Genomic DNA, 13,275 nt, shown 5'->3' on the forward strand with positions numbered 1-13,275 from the left:
GGACGAAGCCAAAGTCCAAGGAGACCCGAGACGATGCCGAGTGAGCTCGACCAACGTTATGACGCCGTGTTCGCGGCCGTCACGGGGCCGGGCGGTCGGATCGTGCTGGGGGAGGACGAGCATGGCTGCGCAGTGGTCACGAATTTCCCGGCGACCCTGCCGACCTTCTTCAAGGCCTTCTGTGCGCTGAACGGAGCGGTCGAGGCGGTCATCGCGGGCGAGGAACGGCTGACATTTGCCGATCTCGACCGGGTATCCGACATGCTGGCCCGGGCACTGGTCGAGCGTCACGGGGTTGTGAAGGGCGACCGTGTCGGGATCGCGATGCGCAATTGTCCGAGCTGGATTGTCGCGCACATGGCCGTGCTCAAGGCCGGCGGCATTTCCACCCTGCTCAACGGCTGGTGGCAGAGCGCCGAGATGAATCATGCGCTCGAACTGACCGAGCCAAGGCTGATCATCGCCGATGAGCCACGCGCCAAGCGGATCGCCGCGGCCTGTGGCCCCTGGCCCCTCGTGTCGTTGCCGATCGAGCGGCCGATCGTCGAAGCGCTGGCGCCGCTGATGGGCGGCGAGGACAGCACCGCCGAGCTGCCCGAGATCGGACCGGACGACGATGCGACCATCCTCTTCACCTCCGGCTCGACCGGCGAAGCCAAGGGTGCGCTGTCGACCCACCGCGCGGTGACGATGGGCGTCTATACCTATGCGACCAGCCTGATGACCCTGCTGGGCGTGATGGAAAGCATGGGCGAGGGGCCGAAGAACCCGCCGCGCACCCTCGTCAACGTGCCCCTGTTCCACGTCACTGGCGAAGTGCCTGTGCTCCTCAACAGCTTCGTCATCGGTCGCGGCATGGTGCTCCTGCCCAAGTGGGATGCCGGCGAAGCGCTGCGGCTGATCGCGCGGGAGAAGATCACCTATTTCGTGGGCGTGCCGACGATGAGCCTCGAGCTCATGAACCATCCCGACCGCGACCAGCATGACCTGTCGAGCCTGACCGACATCGCCGCCGGCGGGGCGCCTCGTCCGGTCGCCCATGTCGAGCGGCTGAAGGAAAGCTTCACCACCGCCCAGCCGGCGCTTGGCTATGGCCTGACCGAGACGAACGCGGTCGGCTGCGGCAATTACTGGGGCAATTACCTCGCCAAGCCGGCCTCGACCGGGCGGGCGCTGCCCTACGTCAAGCTCGCCATCCTCGGCGCCGGCGACACGCATCTGGCGCAGGGCGAGCGCGGCGAGATCGGGATCAAGGCCGCGGCCAACATCAAGGGCTATTGGAAGAACCCCGAAGCGACCGTCGATGCCTTCACCGCGGACGGCTATTTCAAGACGGGCGACATCGGCTACCTCGACGAGGACGGCTATCTGTTCATCGTCGATCGCAAGAAGGACATCATCATCCGCGGCGGCGAGAACATCAGCTCGGCCGAGGTCGAGGCTGCCGTCTACGCCTGCGAGAATGTCGCGGAGGCGGCAGTGTTCGGCGTGCCCGACGAGCGGCTCGGCGAGGTCCCGGTCGCGGTGGTCGTGCCGGCCGAGGGCAGCGACCTTGGCGAAGAGGAGCTGCGCGCCTTCCTCCAGCCGCGCCTCGCCGCCTTCAAGGTGCCCGACCGCTTCATCTTCGCCAGCGACAGCCTGCCCCGACTGGGCACCGGCAAGATCGACCGCGTGGCGCTCAAGGCCCAGTACGCGGCTTGAAGGTCGATCGCCGGACCCTGCTGGTGGGCGCCGGCGCGACGGGTGCGCTGGTCGTCGCCTATGCGGCCTGGCCTCGGGCCGCGCTTCCGAGCCTCCTGCCGGGCAAGGACGAAGCCTTGCTCGGCCCCGGGATCGTCATCGCGCCTGACGGGCGGGTGACCATCGCCGTGCCCCAGGTGGAGACGGGGCAGGGGATATGGACCGGCCTTGCGCAGATTGCGGCCGACGAACTCGGTGCCGACTGGACCGCGGTCGGGGTCGCCCCGGCGCGGACGGGAACGCACTGGGGAAACGGGCTGGCCGAGGGCGAAGGCTGGCTCGGCGGTGTCTCGTCATGGCGCCGGTGGCAGCTGCCCGACGGGGCGCTGCGCATCACCGCCGGATCGACCTCGCTCCGGGCAATGGAAGGGCCGATGCGGCAGCTGGGGGCGGCGGCGCGCGCATTGCTCGTAGCCGAGGCCGCGGACCAGTGGGGCGTGTCGGCGGCCGAATGCGACACGGCGGACGGCGTCGTCATGCATGAGGGCAAGCGGCTTCCCTTTGCGGTGCTGGCCGAAGGGGCGGCGGGCCGGACTCCGCCGCGCGACGTCGCGCTTCGCCCGCGCTCGGGTCAGCTTGCGGGACGCGCGCTGCCGCGGCTCGACGCCTTGCCCAAGGCGAGGGCAAGCCTGCGCTTCGCCGGCGACGTGCGCCTGCCCGAGATGCTGCACGCGTCGGTCCGGCGATCGGGCGGTGCGGGGATCAGGGTAGACGGTGCCCCGCCGAACGGGGTCCGCTTCGTCAGCGGGGATCAATGGGTCGCCGCGCTCGCCTCCGACTGGTGGACGGCGGAAAAGGCGCTTGCCGGGGCGAAGGTCCGCAGTTTCGCGCGAGCCGGCGGCAATGACGACGATGTGGAGGCGGCGCTCGACGCTGCGCTTGGCGGCGATGATTTCGCAACGCTCCATTCGCTCGGCGACGTCGACGATATCTTCGACGGCATCCGCCCGCTTGCCGCGAGCTATTCGGCCGGGGCTGCGATCCATGCCGACCTCGAGCCGCTGAGCGCGACGGCCCGGCTGGAGGGCGACCTGCTCGAGATCTGGGCGGCGACGCAGGCGCCCGAGCTCGCCCGCCTTGCCGCCGCGGCGGCGGCGGGGGTCGCGGCCGACCGAACCATCCTCTACCCAATGCCGGTCGGCGGGCAGGGCGGCGCGGCGCTCGAGAATGACGCCGTTCCGATCGCTGCGACGCTCGCGCGGCAGACGGGGAAACCGGTGCAAGTGACCTTGAGCCGGATCGACCAGGCCCGCGCCGATCCGGTCCGCTCGCCACTGCGGGCCCGCCTCTATGCGCGGCCGATGCCCGACGGCAGCATTGCCGGGTGGAGGATGCGGGTGGCGGGTGGCGACGGCACGGCGCAGGCGATGACACGGCTGTTCGGCGGATCGGGCGGGGGCGTGCGACAAGCCGTGATGGCGATGCTGCCTTACGCGGTGCCCAATGTCGCGCTCGAGCTGGCCGAGACGGCGCTTCCGGTGCGGCTCGGCTATCATCGTGGCGAGCTGCACGGCTCGCTCGCCTTCTTCACCGAAGGCTTCCTCGACGAACTGGCGCGGATTGGGGGACGCGATCCGCTGAGCCAGCGGCTGGCGCTGCTCGGCAGTAACCCGCGGCTCGCGCGCTGCCTGGTCCGGGCGATCGCGCTCGGCGGCTGGGACGGCGGCGGGCCGGGGAGCCAGATGGGTCTTGCCACTGTGAGCGCCTACGGCAGCCATATCGCCGTGATCGCCAGTGCCAACGTGGGCGCGGGTGGGCGGGTCCAGGTCAGCCGGCTGGTCGCGGTGGTCGATTGCGGGCGAGTGGCGAATCCCGACCTTGTCCGACAGCAGGTCGAAGGCGGGATGATCGCGGCGATCCACCAGGCCATCGCGCCCGCGGCGCAGTTCCGGAACGGCCGGATCGTCGCGCCGCTCGGCCCGGTCGCGCAGGGGCTGGGACAGATGCCCGAGACACTGGTCGAAATACTGCCTAGCCGCGCCGCGCCCGGTGGGGTCAACGGCCTCGGTCCGGCCGCTGCCCCCGCGGCGGTCGGCAACGCGCTCGCCGCCGCAACCGGACGGCGCTTGCGCTCGCTTCCATTGAACCCGATGTCCTGATCCATGCAGCCACCGCCCGACCATCCCCATGTCCCGCCACGCAAGGTCGGGGTCCTGCTGATCAACCTCGGCACTCCCGAGGCGCCGTCGGTATCGGCCGTGCGCCGCTATCTCGCGGAATTCCTGTCGGATCCGCGCGTGATCGAAGTGCCCAAGGCGGTGTGGAAGCCGATCCTTCACGGGATCATCCTGCGCACCCGTCCGGCCAAGTCGGCGCATGCCTATTCGCAGGTCTGGACCGAGGAGGGATCGCCGCTCGCCGCCATCACCCGCAAGCAGGCCGAGAAATTGCAGGCGATGCTCGGTGAGACGGTACTGGTCGACTGGGCGATGCGCTACGGCGCGCCGGCGATCCCGGCGGGGGTCGAACGGCTGAAGGAGCTCGGCTGCGAACGGATCCTGATCGCGCCGCTCTATCCGCAATATTGCGCGGCGACGACGGCGACCGCCAACGACATGGCCTTTGCGACCCTCGCCGCGATGCGCTGGCAGCCGGCGATCCGGACGCTTCCACCCTATCACGACAGCGACGATTATATCGACGCGCTGCATCGCGATCTCGAGCGGCAGATTGCCGCGCTCGACTTCGTGCCCGAGCGGCTGCTCCTCTCCTATCACGGCATGCCCGAGCGAACCCTGCGCAAGGGCGATCCCTATCATTGTCACTGCCGCAAGACCGCGCGGCTGCTGGGCGAGCGGATGAGCATCCCGACCGACACCAGCTTCCAATCGCGGTTCGGGCGCGACAAGTGGCTCGAGCCGGCAACGGAGGATGTGCTCGAGGCCTATCCGGCGCGGGGGATCAAGAAGATCGCGATCGCCGCACCGGGCTTCTCGGCCGACTGCATCGAGACGATCGAGGAACTGGGCATCCGCGGCAAGGAAAGCTTCGAGGAAGCGGGCGGAACCCACTTCGCGCGGCTCGACTGCCTCAATGATGGCGAGACCGGAATGGCGATGCTGGGCGCGATCATCCGGCGCGAGCTTGCGGGGTGGATTGCGCCTGCCTAGGCTCCCCCTGTCGGCGACAGGGAGAGTGAGTTTATGGCACGCGTGGCAATCGTAACCGGGGGAACACGCGGCATCGGCGAGGCGATCAGCGTCGCACTTCGCGACAGCGGCATGACCGTCGCGGCCAATTACGCCGGGAATGACGAGCGCGCGCGGGTGTTTACCGAGCGGACTGGAATCCGCGCCTTTAAGTGGGATGTCAGCGACCATGAGGCGTGCGTCGCGGGCGTGCGCGAGGTCGAGGCGGCGCTCGGCCCGGTCGACGTACTGGTCAATAATGCCGGCATTACCCGCGACACGACGATGAAGCGGATGGACCATGCCAAGTGGCAGGAGGTCATCGACACCAATCTCGGTGGCTGCTTCAACATGGCCAAGGCGGCCTGGGACGGCATGGTCGGGCGCGGCTACGGCCGGATCGTCAACATCGGCTCGATCAACGGGCAGGCCGGCCAATATGGCCAGGTCAATTATGCCGCCGCCAAGTCGGGCATTCATGGCTTCACCAAGGCGCTGGCGCAGGAAGGCGCGCGCTCGGGGATCACGGTCAACGCCATCGCACCGGGCTATATCGACACCGACATGGTCGCGGCCGTGCCCGAGGAAGTGCTCGGCAAGATCGTGGCGCGGATCCCGGTCGGCCGTCTCGGCCGGGCCGACGAGATCGCCCGCGGGGTCTGCTTCCTGGTCGACGAGAATGCCGGCTTCGTGACGGGCTCGACCTTGTCCATCAACGGTGGTCAGCACATGTACTGACGGTGGAAACCGTCACTTATTCGCCGCCGGTAAAGCGTAGCGTCCTGATCCGCGGTCACCAGACCAGCATCAGTCTCGAGCCGATCTTCTGGACCGCGCTCGAGATTGCGGCGCGCGACGCCGTCATTCCGATCAACGCGCTGGTCGCCGAGGTCGACGAGGCCCGGCTGCGCGTCGCCGATCCACCGAACCTGACCAGCGCGCTGCGCCAGTGGCTGTTCGGCCGGGCGCTAGGCGGCTGAGGCTTCGGCGAGGACCGCGGCGGCGAAGTTCGGGGCGGCCTCGGGAACGCAGTGCAGGAACAGCGCGGGCTCGATCAGCTCGAGCTCCATCAACTGCAGTCCACCGTCGGCGCCGCGAATGAGGTCGACCCGCGCATAGGTGGATGGCGCCGGTGCCGCGGCCAAGGCCGCCTCCGCCAGCGCGAGGCCGCCTTCGGGACATTCACAGCGCGCGGTCGTTCCCCCATGGTCGGGCTGGACCCGGAAGTCGCCATCCTGCGGGCGCTTGATGACGCAATGCGAATAGCGGCCGCCGAACAGGATCAGACTATATTCGCCCTCGGCGACGATGCCTTCGAGCCACGGCTGGACAAGCATTCGGCGGCCATGAACCTCGGGCGGGACGGGGTCGCCCGCGCCGAGGCGGAAGGTGCTCCAGGCGGCGCCCGAGACGGGCGGCTTCACCACCAGGTCGCTGCTTTTGAGCACGCCATGCGCCGCGGCCAGCGCGGCCTCGTTCAGATGATCGACCTCGAGCGTCGGAACGGTCGCGATGCCCTTGCCCGACAGTTCGGCCAGATAGGCCTTGTCGCTGTTCCAGCGCAGCAAGGCGGGTGGATTGCGCATCGGCCAGCCGGCCGCTTCCGCGCGGTCGAGAAAGGCGAACCATTCCTCATGCCGCCGGTAATAGTCCCAGACGACAAGTGGCAGGACGAGGTCGACATCCTGCGGCGTGTCGAATTCGGTCCATGGCGCGGCGATGACGTCCGCCCCTGCCTCGCGGAGCGCTTCGGCTTCGACGTCAAAGGCCCAGCGCCACTCGGCATCATAGTCCGGCGCTGGGCTCAGCAGGGCGATGCGCATCCGAACGTCCCTAGCGGGCGAGCAGGATCCGCGCCTGGCCCGCAATCTGCGAGAGCATCGGCACGGTCACCGTCCCGCTGCTCCGCGCACGGGTGACGAGCCGGCGGAATTGGTCGATCCGCGGCCCCTGGCGCTCGGTCCAGCGATCGACCGCCCCTTCGGGATCGTCGCCACGGGTCCGTGACAGCCAATCGAGGCGCAGCTGCTCGAAGTCGCGGGCGAGGCCCGCCACGAGCAGCCGTTCCCATTGATCGGTCGGACGCAGACGGATCGCCTGACTCTGGGCCCAGTCGATCCCGAGCACTTCGCCGAGCCGGACATAGGCCTTGGTCAGTGCCAGCTCGTCGACTTCCTTGCGGGCCGCGAGCGCGGTGATCCCGAACACGCCGTCGAGCTCGTATAGCTTGACCAGACCGCGGGTGATCTCGCCGCTGGCCCCGAGCGCTTCGAGTGCCTCGCTGCGCGACTGGGCCTGGCGCCGCACTTCCTCACGGATGAGGCGGCGCGAAGCCACATTGACCTTGCCAAGCCCGGGCTCAAGCATTTCCACGATCCGGGTGACGCAGGTCTCGCCCGAAGTGGCGCGAAGGATGTCGGCGATGTGGCCGCGGATGCTCTGCGCCGCGATCCCGAAGATCTTGAGGCGGACGTCCTCGGGCACCATCGCCTCGTCGATCCGCTCCCACAGCCGGTCAAGCTGCAGCAGCTGCTCGACCGCGAGGAAGGCCGCGACTACCTGGCCGAGCGAGCTTCCCTCTTCCTCGGTGAGATCGAGCGCGATGCTCGGCCCGAGGCGGTTCACGAAGCGATTGGCGACCTTGGTCGCGATGATCTCGTGACGCAGGCGGTGGTTGAGGATCGACTCTCGATGCTTCTTGCGCATCGGCGCCGGGAAGGCTGCAAGCAGTTGATCAACGAGCAGGGGATCGTCGGCGAGCTGGAGTGCTTCGGCCGCGTCCTGCAGCTCGAGCTTGCTGAGGCTGAGCAGCACCGCGAGCTCGGGGCGGGTCAGGCCGCGGTTCTCGGCGGCGCGGCGAAGCAGTTCCTCGCTGTCGGCCAAGCCCTCGACATTGCGGTCGAGGCGACCCGAGGCTTCGAGCAGCTCCATCGTGCGGACCTGCGAGGGCACCGCCGCGGCGCCGCCGCTCTCGGCGATCGACAGCGCGAGCGACTGGAGGCGATTGTCCTCGAGCACCAGCTCGGAGACTTCGTCGGTCATCCGGGCGAGCAGCTCGTTCCGCGCCTCGAGGGTCAGCTTGCCGTGCAGCATCTCCTCGTTGAGCGGGATCTTGATATTCACTTCATTGTCCGAGCAGTCGACGCCGGCGCTGTTGTCGATGAAGTCGGTGTTGCAGCGACCGCCATGCTCGTCGAACTCGATCCGCGCGGCCTGCGTGATGGCGAGGTTGGCACCTTCGCCGATGACCTTGGCGCGAAGCTCGTCGGCGTCGACGCGAACGGGGTCATTGGCGGGGTCGCCGACCGAGCTGTTCACCTGGGTCGACGCCTTCACATAGGTGCCGATGCCGCCGAACCAGATCAGCCCGACCGGCGCCTTGAGGATGCCGGAAATGAGCGAGGCGGGGTCGATCACGTCGACATCGAGGCCGAGCGCCGCCTTGGCCTCGGGGGTCAGCGTGATTTCCTTCTGGCTGCGCGGGACGATCATCCCGCCCTGGCTCAGCTTGCTGCGATCATAATCGTCCCAGCTCGAGCGCGGCATGGCGAACAGGCATTCGCGTTCGGCCCAGCTGCGGTGCGGATTGGGATCGGGATCGATGAAGATGTGGCGATGGTCGAAGGCGGCGACAAGCTTAATCTCCTTGCTGAGCAGCATGCCGTTGCCGAACACGTCGCCCGACATGTCGCCGCAGCCGACCACGGTGACCGGCTCCTTCTGGATGTCGATCCCCATTTCGAGGAAGTGACGCTGGACGCTGATCCACGCGCCCTTGGCGGTGATGCCCATCGCCTTGTGGTCGTAGCCGTTGGAGCCGCCGCTGGCGAAGGCGTCGCCGAGCCAGAAGCCACGCTCGAGCGCGATCGCGTTGGCGACGTCGGAGAAGGTTGCGGTGCCCTTGTCGGCGGCGACCACGAAATAGGGGTCCTCGCCGTCATGAATGACGACGCCGTCGGGATGAACGACCTTGCCGTCGACGATGTTGTCGGTGACCGACAGCAGCGAGCGGATGAAGGTGCGGTAGCTCTCGGTCCCTTCGGCCAGCCACGCCTCGCGGTCGACCGCGGGCGAGGGAAGCTGCTTGGGATAGAAGCCGCCCTTGGCGCCGGTCGGCACGATCACCGCATTCTTGACCAGCTGCGCCTTCACGAGGCCAAGGATCTCGGTCCGGAAATCGTCGCGCCGGTCGGACCAGCGGAGGCCGCCGCGCGCGATCGGGCCGCCGCGCAGGTGGATGCCCTCGACCCGGGGGCTGTAGACCCAGATCTCGCGATAGGGGACAGGCGCGGGAAGACCCGGAATCCTGGCCGGATCAAGCTTGAACGCGAGCGCTTCGCCCGGACGCGGGGCGAAGGCGTTTGTGCGCAGCGTCGCATCGACCACGTTGCGGAACAGGCGGAGGATGCGATCGTCGTCGATCGACTTCACGTCCTGCAGGGCCGCTTCGAAGGCGCCGCGCTCGCTGGCGACGGCCTGGGCACGGTCGGCGCGGGCCGGATCGTGCATCGCCGCGAACCAGCCGATCAGCGAGCGGGTCGCGGCCGGGCTGCGCTTCAGCGCTTCGACGATAGTGACGAGGCTGTAGGCGGCGCCGGTCTGGCGCAGGTAGCGGAACCAGGCGCGCAGCCAGACCACCGGCTGCGGGTCGAGCCCGGCAAGCAGGATAAGCTGATTGAACTCGTCGTCCTCGGCATGACGCTGGAGAACGGCCGAGATGGCGCCCTCGATGACGTCGGTGCGCGCGAGCACGGTGTCGAGTTCGGCCCCCGGAAGGTCGAGGCGGAAGTCGTGGACGTGGCCGAGGCGGCTGTCCTCGCCGAGCGAGGCGGCGCGCTCCTCGATCACGCGGAAGCCGAAATTCTCCATTACGGGAACGGCTTCCGAAAGCGGGATCAGCCCGCCCGAGCGATAGAGCTTGAGTCGCAGCTGGCCGGGACGATCGGAAGGATCGCGGAACAGCCGCACGTCGCGGTCGTCGCTGCCTTCAAGCGCGTTGAGGCGCAGGATGTCGAGCGCCGCTTCGCTGGCGGTGGCGCGGGTCCGGTAATCCTCGGGAATGCCGGCGAGATAGGTGAGCGCGAGCCGGGTCGCGCGGCCGGTGCCGACCCGCTCGGTCAGCTCGGATTCGACGGCCGGGGCCCAGCCGCGGACCATTTCGACCAGCTGGCGATCGAGCTCGGCGACGTCGGGCAGCGGACGCGAGGCGGCATAGCCGAGGGTCAGGCGGATGAGGGCGAGATCGCCGTCGCCAAGCTCGACCGACCAGCTCGTCACCGAGGACAGGACCGCTTCCTCGATCATCTTCATGATCGCGTGCCGGCGGGTGGTGGTGAGTTCGTCGCGGGGCAGCCAGACGAAGGCGAACAGGTGGCGGCGAAGCGCGCCGGGAAGCAGCAGCAGCGCCGGACGCGGGCGATCGGCGAGGCTCATCGCGGTTACCGCGGCTTCGCGCACCATCGCCGCGTCGAACGACACGAGGAGGTCGTGCGGAAGGGTCGAGATGGCGTGGGCGAGAGCCTTGGCGCCATGGCTGGCTGGCGCGAAGCGGAGCTCGGCATCGAGCTCGGCGAGGCGACGGCGAATGACCGGAATCTCGGTCGGCGGCGAGCGGAGGGCGGCGCTGGTCCAAAGACCGGCGTGGACCGACAGCGAGCCATCGCCGCGGCGGACGATCAGCACGTCGAGCGGCACCCGGCGATGAACCGGGGACAGGCGGTCGGCCTTCAGGGCGAGCACGGCACGGGGATCGTCGGCGATCGCCTCGAGCAGGCCGCGCAGGTCCTCCGCGCTCCACAGGTCGATGCCGTCGGAGGAGAGAATGCCAAGGGCCTCGCCGCCACGGCCGTCGGCCGACACGACCTTGTGGCCGAGGAGCGTGAAGTGATTGTCGGCAAGCCACTCGAGCAGCGCCGCGCTTTCGGGATCGCGCACCGCGACCTCGGCGGCGTCCGAACGCATGATCTCGAGCATGGTGCGCCAGTCGCCCACCGCCGCCCGGACGCTGGCAAGGGCGCCCTCGATGCCCTGGACCAGTTCGTGGCGGCCGCGCGCGTCGGCCCGGTCGAGCTCGACGTAGATGATCGATTCCGGTTCGCCCTCGCCGACCGCCTTCAGGCGGCCATCGCTGCGCTGGACCCGGACGATCGGGTGGAGCAGCCGGCGAACGGTCAAGCCATGGCCGGCGATGACGGCGGCAACACTATCCACCAGGAAGGGCATGTCGTCGTTGACGATGACGAGGCGCATGGTGCGCGCACCGGCTTCGCCGCCGACGGATTCGAGCTTGAGCACGATCTGGTTGGGCGGCCGGTCGGCCGCCGCTTCGGCGATGAATGCCGCGGCCTCGGCCTGCTCGGCGGGGGAGAAGCCAGAGGTCTCGCCCGGCAGCGCACTGCTCAGCAAGGCCTTGGAAAAAGCATCCGTCAACGCGCCGGACACGCGGGGGTCAGCCGCCATGATCGATTATCGCTCCGCCTCTGAAGATAGGCGGGCGTCTAGGCCTGTCGACGCGGGGTCACAACCCCGCGGCTGGTCAGACCAGCCGGCGCAGCGCCTTTTCGAGGAGGGTGAGGTCGGTCACCGCCGAGACGGGTTCGACCCGGCCCTGCGCGTCGCGGCGGACTAGAACCAGCGTGAATTCGTCGTTTCCGGCAAGCGCGCTGAGCGGCTGGGCATGCGCCGTGCGGAGGCGTGTCCGGGCGCGATCGGCGCGATTGTCGACCCGCGGCTCGGGACGGCGCGCGTCGCGCTCGGCTGCCACCAGTCCCTTGAGGCCGCCGGGGTGCTGTTCGATGAACGGCAGGAACCCCTCGAACGGCACGTCGCTGCGTTCAGCAAAGGACAAGGCTGCGGCAAATTCGGTCAGGCGCGCCTTGTCATAGTCGACCCCGAAGACGAGCTTCACGATCGGGGTCATCGGCGCACGCGCCTGAGTCTTCACTCCGGCATCCTCGAGCAGCTCGGCATAATCATCGGGCACGCGGCGGGCCGCGACCGCGAAGTCGTACGCCATCGACAAAGCGCGATAGAGGGCGGCGCGGCTTCGCCCGTCGGCGGCCTTGAGGATTTCCACCGTCTCACGCGCGGCCGACAGGCGGTCGGCGAGGCCGGCGTCCTCGTCGATCGAGACCTCGTCTTCGGCCTGAAGCGCTTCGCTGAGCTCGAGAACGTCCCCGTCATCCGCGTCGACCGCAATATTAGCCAGCGACAAGGCCGGCGCGGCAGGGGCGCTGGCGCCATCCTTCCAGTTGATCACGCCATAGATGAAGTCGATGGTCTCGCCGTCCGACGAGAAGGGCATGAGGATGCCCCGGTAGCAGATGTCGGCGCCGCGCTGGTTCGAGAATTCGGCCTCGAAGCCGATCGGCGCGCGATTGGCGATGATCTGCAGATAATGATCGGTCAGGCGGCTCAGCAATGAGCGCGGCGGGACGTCGGCGATCGAGCGGACCTCGTCGCCGATCTCGCACTCGGCGCGGATCGCGGTGCCGATGAAGCTGGTCGCCGGATTGTCGGGCGAGGCGGTGAAGTCGAGCAGCAGGCTGTGGTCGGAAAAGTCCTTCACATCGCTGCTGTCGAGATCTTCGATCGACGGGAATTCGCGGCCCTCGAGGAGCGATGCCCAATAATTGTAGGCGCGCACGTGCATCCGCCGCTCGTCGGTGCCGATCACCGAAGTCGCGTCCGGAACGTCCGTGTCCGTCGTCACGCTCGAAGGTAGGATTCCGTCCATGCCGTCAACAATGACCCCCAGTCCGGATGCAATTGCCTCAATGGCGGTTACCAAGAAGTTAAGTATACCCGTTGGACTCGCGTGGGAATCCCTTCATCGCACGGGATGAATCTGGATGTGCGGAAGGGGCGTTCACACCGGTTGATGTCGTCGCCCTCGTCCACGCTGATCCGCTCGGCCCGCTACTGGCCCGATACCCAGGCGCTCGAGCTGTGCCTCGCGAACGGAGGGCGCTACCTCTATCTCGGCGTGCCGGCGCTGCTTGCGGAGGAATTCGCCGCCGCTTCGTCGAAGGGCCGATTCTTCAACGCCAACATCCGCGGCCGCTACGACTGCCACCGGCTGCACCAGGACCGGACAGAAACGCCGACGACACATTGAGGCGGAACGGTTCGTCCTCCGTCCGCGTTCGTTTCGCCGCAACAACAGGAGCATTTCCATGGCGGACATTAACGGGGACGGCATCGACGATGGTCGCGTCGTCGAGCGCACGACGGTAGTGAATACGGGCAGCGGCGGCGGAAGCGGCGCGCTGGTCGCGGTGGTCCTGATCATCGCCCTGCTGATCCTGGCCTATGTCTTCCGCGACAATCTCGGCTTCGGCAGCAAGACCACCGAGATCAAGATCCCGGACAAGATCAACGTCAACGTCAACTGATGCGGCGGTGCTCG

The 13,275-nt window shown here is 68.3% G+C and carries 10 protein-coding genes; 7 read left to right on the forward strand and 3 right to left on the reverse strand.

Annotated elements, in window-relative coordinates; translation table 11 throughout:
- Positions 1–33 precede the first annotated feature (33 nt).
- From AC4GYU_RS04695 to AC4GYU_RS04715, 5 genes are read left to right on the forward strand one after another with little or no spacing between them, the layout of a single operon-like run.
- On the forward strand, positions 34–1,701 hold the full coding sequence (locus tag AC4GYU_RS04695) for a class I adenylate-forming enzyme family protein (RefSeq protein WP_491085739.1): 1,668 nt from the start codon (positions 34–36) through the stop codon (positions 1,699–1,701).
- A complete protein-coding gene (locus AC4GYU_RS04700) occupies positions 1,698–3,839 on the forward strand; it encodes a molybdopterin cofactor-binding domain-containing protein (RefSeq protein ID WP_491085740.1) in 2,142 nt (713 codons plus the stop codon). Before AC4GYU_RS04695 ends, AC4GYU_RS04700 begins: the two co-directional genes overlap by 4 nt.
- 3 nt (positions 3,840–3,842) lie before the next feature.
- On the forward strand, positions 3,843–4,850 hold the full coding sequence (hemH, locus tag AC4GYU_RS04705) for a ferrochelatase (protein ID WP_491085741.1): 1,008 nt from the start codon (positions 3,843–3,845) through the stop codon (positions 4,848–4,850).
- 33 nt (positions 4,851–4,883) lie between these two features.
- Entirely contained in the window at positions 4,884–5,606 is a 723-nt protein-coding gene (gene phbB, locus AC4GYU_RS04710) for an acetoacetyl-CoA reductase (protein WP_491085742.1), read from the forward strand.
- Positions 5,607–5,608: 2 nt separating this feature from the next.
- Positions 5,609–5,848, forward strand: a complete 240-nt coding sequence (locus tag AC4GYU_RS04715) for a ribbon-helix-helix domain-containing protein (RefSeq protein ID WP_491085743.1) — start codon at positions 5,609–5,611, stop codon at positions 5,846–5,848.
- On the opposite strand, the gene AC4GYU_RS04720 is transcribed toward AC4GYU_RS04715, so the two are convergent.
- The 3 genes from AC4GYU_RS04720 to AC4GYU_RS04730 all read right to left on the reverse strand — a co-directional run bounded on the left by AC4GYU_RS04720 (position 5,837) and on the right by AC4GYU_RS04730 (position 12,579).
- Positions 5,837–6,691 (reverse strand): ATP-grasp domain-containing protein, encoded by an 855-nt coding sequence (locus AC4GYU_RS04720; protein ID WP_491085744.1) that lies wholly within the window; start codon positions 6,689–6,691, stop codon positions 5,837–5,839. The two genes, AC4GYU_RS04715 and AC4GYU_RS04720, sit on opposite strands and share 12 nt — an antisense overlap.
- 10 nt (positions 6,692–6,701) lie before the next feature.
- Complete coding sequence (locus tag AC4GYU_RS04725) at positions 6,702–11,327, reverse strand: NAD-glutamate dehydrogenase (RefSeq protein WP_491085745.1); 4,626 nt, start codon at positions 11,325–11,327, stop codon at positions 6,702–6,704.
- Positions 11,328–11,403: 76 nt separating this feature from the next.
- Positions 11,404–12,579, reverse strand: a complete 1,176-nt coding sequence (locus tag AC4GYU_RS04730; RefSeq protein WP_491085746.1) for a PAS domain-containing protein — start codon at positions 12,577–12,579, stop codon at positions 11,404–11,406.
- Positions 12,580–12,747: 168 nt separating this feature from the next.
- On the opposite strand from AC4GYU_RS04730, the gene AC4GYU_RS04735 reads away from it, so the two are divergent.
- Together AC4GYU_RS04735 and AC4GYU_RS04740 are read left to right on the forward strand one after the other, a co-directional pair.
- Entirely contained in the window at positions 12,748–12,984 is a 237-nt protein-coding gene (locus AC4GYU_RS04735; RefSeq protein ID WP_491085747.1) for a KTSC domain-containing protein, read from the forward strand.
- Between the two features lie 58 nt (positions 12,985–13,042).
- Positions 13,043–13,261 (forward strand): hypothetical protein, encoded by a 219-nt coding sequence (locus AC4GYU_RS04740; protein WP_491085748.1) that lies wholly within the window; start codon positions 13,043–13,045, stop codon positions 13,259–13,261.
- The last annotated feature ends 14 nt before the right edge of the window (positions 13,262–13,275 follow it).

Source organism: Sphingomonas sp. SP2 (assembly GCF_058313385.1).